The sequence below is a fragment of the Pseudomonas sp. THAF187a genome, assembly GCF_009363395.1.
Classification (GTDB): domain Bacteria; phylum Pseudomonadota; class Gammaproteobacteria; order Pseudomonadales; family Pseudomonadaceae; genus Aquipseudomonas; species Aquipseudomonas khazarica.
In genome coordinates this window covers 543531-557075 of sequence record NZ_CP045349.1, presented here as the reverse complement: position 1 = coordinate 557075, position 13545 = coordinate 543531, and the positions used below count along the sequence as shown (strand labels likewise).

Below are 13545 nucleotides of genomic sequence, written 5' to 3'. Positions count from 1 at the left end.
GCGACATGAGCGATCCACGCAAGGCCCAGGAGCAGGAACCCACCACCCACTTCGGTTTCCAGGACGTGCCGGAAAGCCAGAAGGCGGACAAGGTGGCCGAAGTCTTCCACTCGGTGGCGGCCAAGTACGACCTGATGAACGACGTGCTGTCCGGCGGCCTGCATCGCCTGTGGAAGCGCTTCACCATCGAGCTGTCCGGCGTGCGCCCGGGCAACCGCGTGCTGGATATCGCAGGCGGCACCGGCGACCTGACCCGCAAGTTCTCCAGCATCGTCGGACCGACCGGCGAAGTGGTCCTGGCCGACATCAACGACTCCATGCTCAAGGTCGGTCGCGACCGCCTGCTGGACAAGGGCGTGGCCGGCAACGTGCAGTTCGTTCAGGCCGATGCCGAGAAGCTGCCGTTCCCCGACAACCACTTCGATGTGGTCACCATCGCCTTCGGCCTGCGCAACGTCACTCACAAGGATGAGGCCCTGCGCTCCATGCTGCGCGTGCTCAAGCCCGGCGGCCGCCTGCTGGTGCTGGAGTTCTCCAAGCCCGGCAACCCGCTGCTGGCCAAGGCCTACGACACCTACTCGTTCAGCTTCATGCCGCTGGCCGGCAAGCTGATCACCAACGATGCCGACAGCTACCGCTACCTCGCCGAGTCGATCCGCATGCACCCGGATCAGGAAACCCTCAAGGCGATGATGGTCGACGCCGGTTTCGAACGCGTCACCTACCACAACATGACCGGCGGCATCGTCGCCCTGCATCGCGGCATCAAGCCCTGATGCTGATAACCGGCTTGCTGGCCAGCGTCGAAGCCGGCCTCAATCGTGTTCTGCGCCTCGACGGTACGGCCTTGCCGCGCCTGCAGGCGCTCAGCGGCAAGGTCATCGCCGTGCAGTGCCAGAGCCCGACGCTGGAGCTGTTCATCCTGCCCAGCGGCGACGGCCTGCGACTGGCCGCGCAGTGGCACGCCCCGGCCGACTGCACCCTCACCGCGCCGGCCGCCAGCCTGGCGCGCCTGGCCCTGAGCCGCGACAAGACCGCCGTGCTGCATCGCCCGGACGTGTCCCTCGACGGCGACAGCGCCGCGCTGCTGCAACTGGCCGAGATTCTCCAGGACCTGGAGCTGGACTGGGAATACGAAGTCTCGCGCTGGCTCGGCCCGGTGGCCACCACCCTGCTCGCCAGCCACCTGCGCAGCCGGGTGAACCTGGCCAGCAACGGTGCCGCCAGCCTCAGGCAGGACCTGGCCGACTACCTGGCCGAAGAATCACGCACCCTGGTCGGACAGCGCGAAGCCGATGTGCGCTTCGCCGAGCTGGACCGACTGAAACTCGCCCTCGACCGCCTGGAAGCACGCATCGAGCGCCTCACTTCTGCCCATAAGCCCGACGCATGAAGCTGCTTGCCGTTCGCCGCCTGTTCCGTATCCAGCGTGTCGTCGTCCGCTACCAGCTGGACGAGATGCTCCTCGAGTTGCCGCTGCCCATCTGGCTGCGCGCACTGTCCTGGCTGCTGCCCTGGCGCTGGCTGCCACGCAAGCCACTGGACCTGTCACGCGGCGCGCGCCTGCGCCTGGCCCTGGAAGACCTGGGGCCGATCTTCATCAAGTTCGGCCAGTTGCTGTCCACCCGCCGCGACCTGCTGCCGCCGGACATCGCTGATGAGCTGGCACGCCTGCAGGATCAGGTCCCACCCTTCCCCGAGGATCAGGCCATCGCCCTGATCGAGCGCCAGCTCGGCGCCCCGGTGAACGAAGTGTTCGCCCGCTTCGACAGCCAACCGCTGGCCTCGGCCTCGGTGGCCCAGGTGCACGCTGCACAGCTGAAAAGCGGCGAGGAAGTGGTGGTCAAGGTCGTGCGCCCGGGCCTCAAGCCGATCATCCGCCAGGACCTGGCGTGGCTGTTCCTCATCGCCCGCATCGCCGAAAAGGCTTCGGCCGATGCCCGTCGCCTGCGCCCGGTCGAGGTGGTCAGCGACTACGAGAAGACCATCTTCGACGAGCTCGACCTGCTGCGCGAGGCTGCCAACGCCAGCCAGCTGCGGCGCAACTTCGAGGGCTCGCCACTGCTCTACGTGCCACAGGTGTACTGGGACCTGTGCCGCCACCAGGTGCTGGTGATGGAGCGCATCTACGGCATCCCGGTCACCGACCTGGCGACCCTGGCCGACCAGCGTACCGACATGAAGCTGCTGGCCGAGCGCGGCGTGGAGATCTTCTTCACCCAGGTGTTCCGCGACAGCTTCTTCCACGCCGACATGCACCCCGGCAACATCTTCGTCAGCACGCGCACGCCGTGGAGCCCGCAGTACATCGCCATCGACTGCGGCATCATCGGCAGCCTCACCGACGAAGACCAGGACTACCTGGCGCGCAACCTGATCGCCTTCTTCAAGCGCGACTACCGCAAGGTCGCGCAGCTGCACATCGACTCGGGCTGGGTGCCCGCCGACACCAAGGTCAACGAATTCGAAGCGGCGATCCGCACCGTATGCGAGCCGATCTTCGAGAAACCGCTGAAGGACATCTCCTTCGGCCAGCTGCTGCTGCGCCTGTTCCAGACCGCGCGGCGCTTCAACATGGAAGTGCAGCCGCAGCTCGTTCTCCTGCAGAAGACCCTGCTCAACATCGAAGGCCTGGGCCGCCAGCTGTACCCCGACCTCGACCTGTGGAGCACCGCGCAGCCGTTCCTCGAGCGCTGGATGCGCGAGCGTGTCAGCCCGCTGCATCTGTTGCGCAACCTGCAGCAGCAGGCCGAGCAGGTGCCGCACCTGTCGCAGATCGCCCGCGACACGCTGGAGCGCCTGCAGCAACCGCAACAGGCGGAGCAGCCCCGCAGCGGCGACCACTGGCCGCTGCGTCTGCTGGGCGCCGCCCTGATCGGTGCCGGCGCCATGCAGGGGCTGGCGCCACTGCTGGCTACCTGGCCAGCCTGGCTGATGGTCGGTGGCGGGCTGTATCTGGTGTTGCGCCGATAGCCAGTTGGCCGTTGCACTGGCACACTTGGCGAATTCACGGGCCGCGAGGCCCGGCAGACTTGGAACACCGATGAACGATTGGCTCGACGAAATCCACTGGAACGAAGACGGCCTGGTGCCGGCCATCGCCCAGGATCACAAGACCGGCCGTATCCTGATGATGGCCTGGATGAACCGCGAATCCCTCGCCCTCACCGTCAGCGAGCAGCGCGCCATCTACTGGTCACGCTCGCGTGGCAAGCTGTGGCGCAAGGGCGAAGAATCCGGCCACGTGCAGAAGCTGCATGAGCTGCGCCTCGACTGCGACGCCGACGTCATCGTGCTGATGGTCGAGCAGCTGGGCGGCATCGCCTGCCACACCGGGCGCGAGAGCTGCTTCTATCGCGTCTATGAGAATGGCGGCTGGAAGACCGTCGACGCCGTGCTGAAAGACCCGCACGCCATCTATGCAGGACACAGCCATGAGTGACACCCTGACCCGTCTGGCCGAAGTACTGGAAGCGCGCAAGGGCGCAGCCCCCGACAGCTCCTACGTCGCCAGCCTCTATCACAAGGGCCTGAACAAGATTCTGGAAAAGGTCGGCGAGGAGTCGGTGGAAACCATCCTCGCCGCCAAGGATGCCGCTGCCAGCGGCGACTGCAAGGACCTCATCTACGAAACCGCCGATCTGTGGTTCCACAGCCTGGTCATGCTCGCCGCCCTCGGGCAGCATCCGCAGGCCGTGCTGGACGAACTCGACCGCCGTTTCGGCCTGTCCGGGCATGCGGAAAAAGCCGCACGCTCGCCACAATGACCTGACAACTACTACAACGGAGAACACATCATGGGATTCGGTGGTATCAGCATCTGGCAACTCCTGATCGTCCTGCTCATCGTCGTCATGCTGTTCGGCACCAAGCGCCTGAAGAATCTCGGCTCCGACCTCGGTGACGCGATCAAGGGCTTCCGCAAATCGATGGACAACAGCGACGCCGACAAGCCGGCCGTGGAAGACGGCAAGGGGCAGACCATCGACGCCCAGGCACGCAAGGTCGAAGAGCCAGCGAAGAAAGACTGAGCCATGTTCGACATTGGCTTCACCGAACTGCTGCTGGTCGGCCTGGTCGCCCTGGTCGTGCTCGGTCCCGAGCGCCTGCCCGGGGCCGTGCGCACGGCCGGCCTGTGGATCGGCCGAATCAAGCGCAGCTTCAACTCGATCAAGGCCGAGGTCGAGCGCGAGATTGGCGCCGACGAGATCCGCCGCCAACTGCACAACGAGCGGATTCTCGAGCTCGAGCGTGAGATGAAGGCGATGAAGCAGGACATCCTCGGTACGGGCACCGGCCAGCCTGCCACAGAGCAACGTGCAGAACCGAGCAGCGACGCTGCTCCGAGCGTTCAGGACAAGAATCCCCAACCATGAGCAGAAAGCCGGAAGAAGATCAGGAAATGCCCCTGGTCTCGCACCTGACCGAACTGCGCACGCGTCTGCTGCGCTGCGTGGTGATCATCCTGTTGATCTTCGCCGGCCTGTTCTACTTCGCCCAGGACATCTACGCGCTGGTGGCGGCGCCACTGCGCGCCTACCTGCCGGCCGGGGCGACGATGATCGCCACCGGCGTCGCCTCGCCCTTCCTCACGCCCTTCAAGCTGACCCTGATGTGCGCGCTGTTCCTCGGCATGCCGGTGATCCTGCACCAGGCCTGGGGCTTCATCGCGCCGGGGCTGTACACCCACGAGCGGCGCATCGCGGTGCCGCTGCTGATCTCGAGCATCTTCCTGTTCTACGCCGGGATGGCCTTCGCCTACTTCGTGGTGTTCCCGATCATGTTCGGCTTCTTCGCCAGCGTGACCCCGGAAGGCGTGGCGATGATGACCGACATTGGTCAGTACCTGGACTTCGTCCTCACCCTGTTCTTCGCCTTTGGCGTGGCCTTCGAGATCCCCATCGCCACCTTCCTGGTGATCTGGGTCGGCCTGGTGGACGTCGCCACCCTGCGCAAGAGCCGCCCCTACGTGGTGGTCGGCTGCTTCGTGATCGGCATGGTGCTGACGCCTCCTGACGTCTTCTCGCAGACGCTGCTGGCCTTGCCCATGTGGCTGCTGTTCGAGAGCGGCCTGCTGGCCGGCGCACTGGTCCGCCGCAAACGCGACGACGAGCAGAGCGACGAACAAGCCGAGCCGGAAGACCAGCCCCCCGCGCCACAACCGTGAACCTTCTGCTGCTGGAAGACGCCGACTTCGTCGGTGTCGATCGTGTTCGCCTCAGTGGCCGGCGCCTCAAGCACCTGCACGAGGTGCATCGTGCCGAAGCGGGTGACCGCCTGCGCGTCGGCCGTCTCGGCGGCCTGATGGGCGAAGGTCAGCTGCTCACCCTGGATGCCGAACAGGCCGAGCTGCAGGTCTGTCTCGACCAGCCGCCACCGGCCAAGCTCCCCCTGACCCTGGTCCTCGCCCTGCCCCGCCCGAAGATGCTCAAGCGCGTGCTGCAGACCGTCAGCGCCATGGGCGTGCCGCGCCTGGTGCTGGTCAACAGCTACCGGGTGGAGAAGAGCTTCTGGCAGACGCCGTTCCTGCAGCCCGACGCGCTGCGCGAACAACTGATCCTCGGCCTGGAGCAGGCGCGCGACACCGTGCTGCCCGATGTCAGCATCGAGAAGCGCTTCAAACCCTTCGTCGAGGATCGTCTGCCGGCACTGGCCGCCAGTACGCTCAGCCTGGTCGGGCACCCCGGCGACTATCCGGCCTGCCCGCGCGCGGTCGACGGCCCGGTGACCCTGGCCATCGGCCCGGAAGGTGGCTGGATTCCCTACGAGGTTGATCTGCTGCAACAGGCCGCCGGCCTGCAGCCGGTGCAGCTGGGTGAGCGCATTCTGCGGGTGGAAACCGCCGTGCCGGTGTTGCTGGCCAGGCTGTTCTGAGGCGTCGAGCGCTGGACAGGCTACAGGCTGCCCACCCTGCAAACGGCTCTAGGCGGGAGAGCGGCCTACCCGCAAGCCCTCGACGAACAGCCCGGTGACTGCGCGAGCCGTGACCGACACATCCTCGACCGGGCACTGCCCGTTGAGCAGCAACTGACTGAGCCCATGCACCAGACTCCACGCCGCCAGGCTGGCCGTCTGTACCGACTCGTCCGGGCGCAGCGCTCGCACGCTGGCTTCGAGCTGGGCAAACAGCTGCCGGGCAACCTGTTGCAGCTCGGGATGCGCCGCCCTGTCGAGCTGTGGCCCGAACATCAGAGCGAAATGTCCGGGAAACTCCAGCGCATAGGCAACGTAGCACTCGCCGCGCCGCCCCAGATCGGCCACCGGCAGCGCCTCGATACGCCGGACCAGAACCTCGAACCCCTGCAGCGCCAGCGCCGCCAACAAGGCGTCACGGTCGGCGAAATGACGGTAGGGCGCGTTATGCGAAACCCCGGCGCGTCGTGCGACTTCACGCAGGCTGATCGCCGCCACACCCACCTCGACGAGTAGCGCAGACGCAGCATCGAGCAGCGCCTTGCGCAAATCGCCATGGTGATAGGCACGAATGCCCTCTTCACTCAGTGTTGACACCAGCAACATCTCCTTCAGAATGTTGACACCGCCTACATATTGCATCCAGCCAGTCCCCAGTGCCAGCCAGACAACCCGGAGATGCCCTCATGCTATTTGTCGCCCTGCTCATGCTCCTCACCCTCATCGCCGCACTCCCGCAGCGTCTGGGCCTGCCGTTGTTACCGTCATGGCGGGCACGCATGCGCCTGGCACTGAGCCTGGCTCTGTTGCTGATCGGTGTGGACCACTGGCTGACACCCGCTCGCTACCTGGCGATGATGCCGCCCTACCTGCCGCTGCACGAGCCCCTGGTGCTGTTCACCGGCGCCTGCGAGATCGCCGGCGCCATCGGTCTGATGTGGCCAGGTACACGCCGACTCGCCGGCATCATGCTGGCCGTCTACTTCGTCTGTGTGTTTCCGGCCAACCTGCACAACGCCCTGCATGGCCTCGACGCGCAGGGCTTGCCGAGTGCGCGCTGGTACTACTGGGCACGCCTGCCATTCCAGCCGCTGATCATCCTGTGGACACTCTATGCAGCGGGCGTCCTGAACGGGCGCGCAGCCCTCACAGGTCCAGGAGAAAGGTCACTGGCCCATCGTTGACCAGATGCACCTGCATGTTGGCGCCGAAGCGCCCGGTGGCGACCAGCCCATGCTCGCTGCGGGCGCGCTCGACCAGCATGTCGAACAGGGCAGCCCCCTGCGACGGTGGTGCGGCGCTGGAGAAGCTGGGACGCATGCCGCTCCTGGTATCGGCCGCCAGGGTGAACTGCGAGACCAGCAGCAGGCCACCACCGATATCCTTCAGCGAGAGGTTCATCTTGCCGGCCTCATCGCTGAAGACGCGGTAGCCCAGCAGCTTGTGCAAGGCGCGGCCGACACTGGCCTGGTCATCGTGCGGTTCGATGCCGACCAGTGCCAGCAGGCCCTGGTCGATGCTGCCCACCACCTCGCCTTCGACCTCTACCCGAGCCGCGCTGACGCGCTGGATCAGCAGCTTCATGCGTCCTCCGGGGGCAGGTCGAGCAGGCGCCGGGCCATCTCCTCGGCGGCACGCACCAGCGCATCGGTGATGCCCGGCTCGGCTGCCGAGTGGCCGGCATCACGGATGATCTGCAGCTCACTGTTGGGCCAGGCCTGGTGCAGCGCCCAGGCGTTGTCCAGGGGACAGATCGCGTCGTAGCGGCCATGCACGATGATGCCCGGCAGGTGGGCGATCCTGGGCATGTCGCGGAGCAGCTGATCGGGCTCGAGAAAGGCGTCGTTGACGAAGTAGTGGCACTCGATACGGGCGATGGACAACGCGCGATGCGCCTCGCTGAAGCGGTCGACCACCTGCGGGTTGGGACGCAACGTGGCGGTGCGCCCTTCCCAGGTCGACCAGGCCTTGGCCGCGTGCATCTGGGCGATCTGGTCGCTCCCCGTCAGCCGCTTGTAGAAGGCGCCCATCAGATCGCCGCGTTCCTGCGGCGGAATCGGCGCAATGTAGTCTTCCCAGTAATCGGGGAACAGGCGGCTGGCACCTTCCTGGTAGAACCAGTGAAACTCCTGCGGGCGACAGAGGAAGATGCCGCGCAGGATCAGGCCATGCACGCGCTGCGGATGTGCCTGGGCATAGGCCAGCGCCAGGCTCGAACCCCAGGAGCCGCCGAACAGCACGAACTTGTCGACGCCCAGGTGTTCGCGGATGCGCTCGATATCGGCGACCAGCGCCTGGGTGGTGTTGTTCTCCAGGCTCGCGTAGGGCGTGGAGCGCCCGCAGCCGCGCTGGTCGAAGGTGACGATGCGGTACAGGTTCGGATCGAAATAGCGCCGGCTGGCGGCATCGCAGCCGGCGCCCGGGCCGCCATGGATGAACAGTACCGGCAACCCGTCCGCCGAGCCGCTCTCGTCGACATACAGCACGTGCGGTGGCTCGACCGCCAGCTCGTGGCGGGCGTAGGGTTTGATCTCCGGGTACAAAGTCTGCATCGTTGGGCTCCTTGGAATCCGCTTGCGAATGGCGCACCAGGGGCGGACGCTCGCGAAAACCACCTGGGTGATTTTCAACGCCGCCTGGACGCCGCGCAGCAGATCGTGAACAGGCTCTAGGCTGGCGGGCTGCGACTACCGTATCGCACTCTGCCCGGCATCATAACCATGAAAAGGGAGTTCAGCATGTCAGCACGTTTTCTACTCGCACCGTTGCTGCTGTTTGCCGCACTGATGCTGGGTGCCTGCGGCGCCAAGGACGACCCACAGGCGGCGCTGGAAGCCGCCGTGCAGGCGCTGCAGGACAACATCGAAGCCAAGCGCAGCAACGCGGTTCTGGAACAGCTGCATGCCGATTTCAAGGCCCGCCAGGAGTTCGACCGCGACTGGGCCAGGCGCACCATGGCCCTGCTGTTCCTGCGCCACAAGAACGTCAAGGTGATCGCCCTCGGCGAAACCAGCTGGATCGACCCGGCAATCCCCAGCAAGGGCTACAGCGAGGCGCAGGTCGGCGTGAGTGGCGCCGAAGGCCTGATCCCCGACGCCGCACGGCACTATTCGGTGAAACTGGAGTGGTGGCGCGAAGGCGACGAGTGGAAGCTGGCCCGCCTGGACTGGGAGTGAGGCACGGCCCGCACGCGTCGGGTCACGCCACGGTACATCAATCGGTCTTGCGCCAGATCAGCTCGCCGGTGGTGTAGCCCTGCTCGCGGGCGACCGAAAGCAGCTTGTCACGCGTTTCCTGATCGACCTCGGGGGTACGTGAGAGCAGCCACAGGTACTTGTGCTGCGGATGCCCGACCAGCGCCACGCGGTAGTCCTCGTCGTGGTACAGCACCCAGTACTCGCCCTTGATCGGCAGCAGCTTGCTGGCCCAGTTGTCGAAGCTGATCCAGAGCTTGTCGGTGCGCCCTTCGACCTGGGGTTCGGCGATACCCCTGGCTTCAATCCACTCGCCGTCGTCATCGCGACAGCGATTGGTCACATCGATGCGCCCGTCGTCGCGCAAGCCATAGTGGGCTTCGGACTGCACGCAGTTGCGCTGGAAGAACATCGGCAGACGAGCCAGCTCGTACCAGGTTCCCTGGTAGCGCTGCAAATCGACCTGGACGGTTTCCGGCTCCGGCTTGGGGATGTTGCCAGTGCCGGAGTTGGCACAACCGACGAGGGCGAGAAGGGCACTGGCGAGTAGGATCGAACGCATGGAGGCTCCTGTCTATTTGAGTCCCTTGCCGGAGAACAGCATGACCTTGTCCCCGGCGTACTGGACGCTGATATAGGCCTTGTCGTCGCCCCAGGTGCAACTGGTCATGCCCAGCGCGCCGGCGCACTCGCCCGGCGCTCCGAGCAGGCTCTCGACCTCGGCCTTGCTCATGCCAGCCTCGAGTTTGGAATAGTTGTCCTGATTGACCTTGCTACAGGCCGCCAACAGGCCGCAGGCGAACAGGGCGAGGAAACGCATCTTCATGGGGGTGACACTCCTGATGGGAAGATGCCAGCAAGCTTGGCATAGCCGGCGACGACTTGCCCGCTTGGAGTTCAGAAACGCGAGCCAGGTTCCCGCAGGAAGGCCTCTTCTTCGGCCGTGGAGACACGCCCGAGAATGGCATTGCGATGGGGAAAGCGAGCGAAGCGGGCAATCACCTGCTGGTGACGCTCGGCGAAGTCGAGGAAGCTGGCGAACTGCGCCCGGTCGTCCGCCGCGGCCTCGTCCAGCAGGCCACGGAACAGCTCGACGGCACGCTCCTGCAACGGCAGGTCCTCGGCATGCTCGAAGATCAGGTAGGCGAAGACCCGCTGGATCGGCGTCAACGCCCGGTCCAGACCGCGCGCCAGGCCGTCCTGCAACAGAGGACGCGCCAGGGGATCGCCGGCGAAGGCACGCGGCGTGTCGCGGAAGATCATGCGTGGCAGCTGGTCGAGCAGGATCAGCTGGGCCAACCAGCCCTGCGGGTCGCTGCTCCAGCCCGGCAGTTCACCGGCCAGGACCTGCTCGACCTGCGCAGCGAAACGCTGCTCGGCTTCGCGGTCCTGACTCTCGCGCTTGCCGAACCACAGGCCGTGGCGCGCCGCCGACACGGCACGGGCGCTGGCGGACGAACCGAGTTCGTCCGCAGCGAACCACCAGTCGAGCAGCGGCTGCCAGGGCTGCACCGATCAACCCCGGTGGTAGGCGGTGATGCGCAGCACTTCTTCCTTGGAACCGAGGAAGACCGCGACACGCTGGTGCAGGGACTCCGGCTCGATCTCGAGGATGCGCTGCTGGCCATTGGTGGCGGCACCACCGGCCTGCTCGATGATCATCGACATCGGGTTGGCCTCGTACATCAGGCGCAGCTTGCCCGGCTTTTCCGGCTCACGGGCATCGCGTGGGTACATGAACACGCCGCCGCGGGTGAGGATGCGATGCACGTCGGCCACCATCGAGGCGATCCAGCGCATGTTGTAGTTGCGCCCCAGCGGGCCGGTCTCGCCAGCCAGCAGTTCGCCGACGTAGCGCTGCACCGGCGCTTCCCAGTGGCGCTGGTTGGACATGTTGATGGCGAATTCCTTGGTCGACTCCGGCACCTTGATGTCATCGTGGGTGAGCACGAAGCTGCCCAGTTCGCGATCCAGGGTGAAGCCTTTCACGCCGTCGCCGAGGGTCAGCATCAGCATGGTCTGCGGGCCGTAGATCGCATATCCGGCGGCAACCTGCTGGGTGCCGGGCTGGAGGAAGGCCTCTTCGCCCAGGTCACCGGTTTCGCCCTGGCGGTCCGGGCAGCGCAGCACGGAGAAGATGGTGCCGACCGAGACGTTGACGTCGATGTTGCTGGAACCGTCCAGCGGGTCGAACACCAGCAGATAGGCGCCTTTCGGGTACTTGCCCGGAATCTGGTAGGCGTTGTCCATTTCCTCGGAGGCCATGCCGGCCAGGTGACCGCCCCACTCGTTGGCCTCGAGCAGGATCTCGTTGGAGATCACGTCGAGCTTCTTCTGCACCTCGCCCTGCACGTTCTCCGACCCCAGACTGCCGAGCACACCGCCGAGGGCGCCCTTGGATACCTGGTGGCTGATTTCCTTGCAGGCCCGGGCCACGACCTCGATGAGAAAACGCAGGTCGGCCGGGGTGTTGTGGCTGCGAGTCTGTTCGATCAGGTAGCGGCTGAGGGTGACGCGGGACATGGACGACTCCGGAAAGGAAAAAAATCGCGCGCAGTTTAACCCGAGTCGCCGCGTAATGCTGCCTAGCGGGATGGATGGCTGACTCGGGCACTCTCATCCAGGCTGCAGACACGGTTACGCCCCGTGCGCTTGGCCTGGTAGAGCGCCGCATCGGCGGCGTGCAGCAGCTCGTCGAGCGCCTGTCCCTGCTGGGGCCAGTACGCCAGGCCGGCGGACAGGGTCACGCGCTGGTCGCCACCGCGTGTGGCGATCTCGCGCGCCGCCAGTTGCGAGCAGATGCTCTGCAGGCGCGCGCTCGCCTCGTCAGGATCGGCGCCGGGCAGGATCAGCAGGAACTCCTCGCCACCGATGCGGAACACCGCGTCGGTGCTGCGCAGGTTGTCCAGCAGGTGCTGGGCGACGGCCTTGAGCACATCGTCACCGACCAGGTGCCCGCACTCGTCGTTGAGGCGCTTGAAGTGATCGAGATCGATCAGGGCCACCGCCAGCGGCAGGTTCTCGCGCTGGACCCTGGCCAGCTCGCGCTCGAAGAATTCGTCCAGGTAGCGGCGGTTGTACAGCCCGGTGAGCGGGTCGCAGAGCGCCTGCTCGCGCAGTTGCTCGTGCAGGCTGGAGATGGTGCGCAGACGCTCTTCGCTCAACGCCAGTGCCTCGGCCAGCTTCAGCTCGCTCAGGTGACGCTGGGTGACGTCGCGCACGTAGATCATGTGGCCGAGCAGTGCCGGACCATGGCGGGTGGCACGCTCGATGGCGCGCAGACGCACCTCGTAGTAGCGCGCGGCGCTGGTCAGGGTCAGCGGCCGGTCGTGCTCACCGGCGTGCTCGAGCAACAGCGCCTGCAGGTCCGCACCGAACACCGGCCATTGCTTCAGCTCACGCCCCTGCCAGCCCTGCTGCAGCCCGGCCAGCTTCAGCGCCGCCGGGTTGGCCTCGATCACCCGCCGGCAGGGGTCGACCACCAGCACCGGATCGAGCAGGGCTTCGAGCAACAGATGCCTGGCCACCGGCAACAGGTCGAACAGACGCACGCCCACGATCAGCCATGAAAAGGCGACGAGGGTAAAGGCGAAGCTGAACGGCGTCGGGTCGAAGCCGAACAGTGTCCAGCCGAACCCCACGTAGCCGACGTTGGCCACCCAGGGCACCGCCGTGACCAGCACGAAGGCCAGATAATGGCGGCGGTGCAGCCCCTGGCTGAGCGCCGCCGCGCGCGTCACCACGCCCATGCAGAAGGCCATGAACAGGTAGACGTACACCGCGGCGGCGTAGAACAGCGGGCCGTGCTCGTAACGCACGGGGGCACCCAGGCTGTCGTCGATCGGCGCACTGCCCGCGCCATAGAACAGGCCATGCCAGGGGTTGCTCAGCGCCAGGCCCCAGACCAGCAGTGGCACCACGCTGAGACCGAGAATGCCCTTGCGCGGCAGCGGTGCACGCATGCTGTTGACGTACTGCCAGAGGAACACCGCCCAGAAGGTCGGCGTGGCAACGATGCCCGGCCAGGCCATGCTGGCCCAGAACATCTTGCAATCGGCACCGAGAAAGCTCATTTCCAGTGCCGCGGCCCCCATCCACCAGAGGCTCGCCAGGTGCAGCAGGATGAAGCTGTCGCGCCCGGGAAAGTCGCGCTGACGCGTGACCCAGTGCGCCAGCATCACGACCCCGAAGCACACCAGCAGGGTCAGCAACACCGGCGGCGACAGGCTCCAGCCGGAAGCCACGCACGCCTGAATCACCTGTCCCTCCTTGCATGCGGGGGACAGGCAAACGGGTCGAACACGGCGGCACCGACACAGAACGAACGGGCAATGACGCGAATCGAAATACGCAAGGGCCTTCCTGACCTCAAATGCTGGATTGGCGCAAGGCAGCTAAGATACTGCAAAAGCCCTGCCGCAGCAGCGCTTTGTTCGCC

At 66.0% G+C, this 13545-nt stretch carries 19 protein-coding genes; 11 read left to right on the top strand and 8 right to left on the bottom strand.

Annotated elements, in window-relative coordinates; translation table 11 throughout:
• The first annotated feature begins 5 nt into the window (after positions 1–5).
• The 9 genes from ubiE to FIV02_RS02580 all read left to right on the top strand — a co-directional run bounded on the left by ubiE (position 6) and on the right by FIV02_RS02580 (position 5874).
• Complete coding sequence (gene ubiE, locus FIV02_RS02620; RefSeq protein ID WP_047587328.1) at positions 6–776, top strand: bifunctional demethylmenaquinone methyltransferase/2-methoxy-6-polyprenyl-1,4-benzoquinol methylase UbiE; 771 nt, start codon at positions 6–8, stop codon at positions 774–776.
• Positions 776–1393, top strand: coding sequence for an SCP2 domain-containing protein (locus FIV02_RS02615; RefSeq protein WP_037049893.1), 618 nt, complete (start codon positions 776–778; stop codon positions 1391–1393). The genes ubiE and FIV02_RS02615 overlap by 1 nt, the downstream gene beginning before the upstream one ends.
• Positions 1390–2973 (top strand): ubiquinone biosynthesis regulatory protein kinase UbiB, encoded by a 1584-nt coding sequence (ubiB, locus tag FIV02_RS02610; RefSeq protein WP_134676124.1) that lies wholly within the window; start codon positions 1390–1392, stop codon positions 2971–2973. Before FIV02_RS02615 ends, ubiB begins: the two co-directional genes overlap by 4 nt.
• 70 nt (positions 2974–3043) lie before the next feature.
• Positions 3044–3442 (top strand): phosphoribosyl-AMP cyclohydrolase, encoded by a 399-nt coding sequence (gene hisI, locus FIV02_RS02605; RefSeq protein ID WP_037049899.1) that lies wholly within the window; start codon positions 3044–3046, stop codon positions 3440–3442.
• The gene (locus tag FIV02_RS02600) at positions 3435–3767 is read left to right on the top strand and encodes a phosphoribosyl-ATP diphosphatase (RefSeq protein WP_037049903.1); all 333 of its coding nucleotides are present in this window, start codon (positions 3435–3437) and stop codon (positions 3765–3767) included. Before hisI ends, FIV02_RS02600 begins: the two co-directional genes overlap by 8 nt.
• A 30-nt stretch (positions 3768–3797) precedes the next feature.
• Positions 3798–4031 (top strand): twin-arginine translocase TatA/TatE family subunit, encoded by a 234-nt coding sequence (gene tatA, locus FIV02_RS02595; protein WP_037049905.1) that lies wholly within the window; start codon positions 3798–3800, stop codon positions 4029–4031.
• A gap of 3 nt (positions 4032–4034) precedes the next feature.
• Entirely contained in the window at positions 4035–4376 is a 342-nt protein-coding gene (gene tatB / locus FIV02_RS02590; RefSeq protein ID WP_037049907.1) for a Sec-independent protein translocase protein TatB, read from the top strand.
• Positions 4373–5167 (top strand): twin-arginine translocase subunit TatC, encoded by a 795-nt coding sequence (gene tatC, locus FIV02_RS02585; RefSeq protein WP_037049910.1) that lies wholly within the window; start codon positions 4373–4375, stop codon positions 5165–5167. Before tatB ends, tatC begins: the two co-directional genes overlap by 4 nt.
• On the top strand, positions 5164–5874 hold the full coding sequence (locus FIV02_RS02580) for a 16S rRNA (uracil(1498)-N(3))-methyltransferase (protein WP_152487706.1): 711 nt from the start codon (positions 5164–5166) through the stop codon (positions 5872–5874). Before tatC ends, FIV02_RS02580 begins: the two co-directional genes overlap by 4 nt.
• A 48-nt stretch (positions 5875–5922) precedes the next feature.
• Here FIV02_RS02580 and FIV02_RS02575 read toward each other — a convergent pair whose 3' ends face one another.
• Positions 5923–6510 carry a TetR/AcrR family transcriptional regulator gene (locus FIV02_RS02575; RefSeq protein WP_172979123.1) on the bottom strand — a complete coding sequence of 196 codons (588 nt, stop codon included), beginning with the start codon at positions 6508–6510 and terminating at the stop codon, positions 5923–5925.
• An 89-nt stretch (positions 6511–6599) separates the two neighbouring features.
• On the opposite strand from FIV02_RS02575, the gene FIV02_RS02570 reads away from it, so the two are divergent.
• On the top strand, positions 6600–7097 hold the full coding sequence (locus FIV02_RS02570; RefSeq protein WP_152487704.1) for a DoxX family protein: 498 nt from the start codon (positions 6600–6602) through the stop codon (positions 7095–7097).
• Here FIV02_RS02570 and dtd read toward each other — a convergent pair.
• Together dtd and pip are read right to left on the bottom strand one after the other, a co-directional pair.
• Complete coding sequence (gene dtd, locus FIV02_RS02565) at positions 7060–7497, bottom strand: D-aminoacyl-tRNA deacylase (protein ID WP_047590082.1); 438 nt, start codon at positions 7495–7497, stop codon at positions 7060–7062. The two genes, FIV02_RS02570 and dtd, sit on opposite strands and share 38 nt — an antisense overlap.
• On the bottom strand, positions 7494–8465 hold the full coding sequence (gene pip / locus FIV02_RS02560) for a prolyl aminopeptidase (RefSeq protein WP_037049918.1): 972 nt from the start codon (positions 8463–8465) through the stop codon (positions 7494–7496). The genes dtd and pip overlap by 4 nt, the downstream gene beginning before the upstream one ends.
• Positions 8466–8651: 186 nt before the next feature.
• On the opposite strand from pip, the gene FIV02_RS02555 reads away from it, so the two are divergent.
• Positions 8652–9089 (top strand): hypothetical protein, encoded by a 438-nt coding sequence (locus FIV02_RS02555; protein ID WP_152487703.1) that lies wholly within the window; start codon positions 8652–8654, stop codon positions 9087–9089.
• Positions 9090–9126: 37 nt separating this feature from the next.
• On the opposite strand, the gene FIV02_RS02550 is transcribed toward FIV02_RS02555, so the two are convergent.
• From FIV02_RS02550 to FIV02_RS02530, 5 genes are all read right to left on the bottom strand, one after another.
• On the bottom strand, positions 9127–9669 hold the full coding sequence (locus FIV02_RS02550) for a lipocalin family protein (protein ID WP_152487702.1): 543 nt from the start codon (positions 9667–9669) through the stop codon (positions 9127–9129).
• A gap of 12 nt (positions 9670–9681) precedes the next feature.
• A complete protein-coding gene (locus FIV02_RS02545) occupies positions 9682–9933 on the bottom strand; it encodes a lipoprotein (protein ID WP_047590086.1) in 252 nt (83 codons plus the stop codon).
• 71 nt (positions 9934–10004) lie between these two features.
• Entirely contained in the window at positions 10005–10619 is a 615-nt protein-coding gene (locus tag FIV02_RS02540; protein WP_152487701.1) for a DUF924 family protein, read from the bottom strand.
• 3 nt (positions 10620–10622) lie between these two features.
• Positions 10623–11630, bottom strand: a complete 1008-nt coding sequence (locus FIV02_RS02535; RefSeq protein ID WP_037049929.1) for a class 1 fructose-bisphosphatase — start codon at positions 11628–11630, stop codon at positions 10623–10625.
• Positions 11631–11692: 62 nt separating this feature from the next.
• A complete protein-coding gene (locus tag FIV02_RS02530; RefSeq protein ID WP_152490078.1) occupies positions 11693–13363 on the bottom strand; it encodes a histidine kinase N-terminal 7TM domain-containing protein in 1671 nt (556 codons plus the stop codon).
• Positions 13364–13545 lie beyond the last annotated feature (182 nt).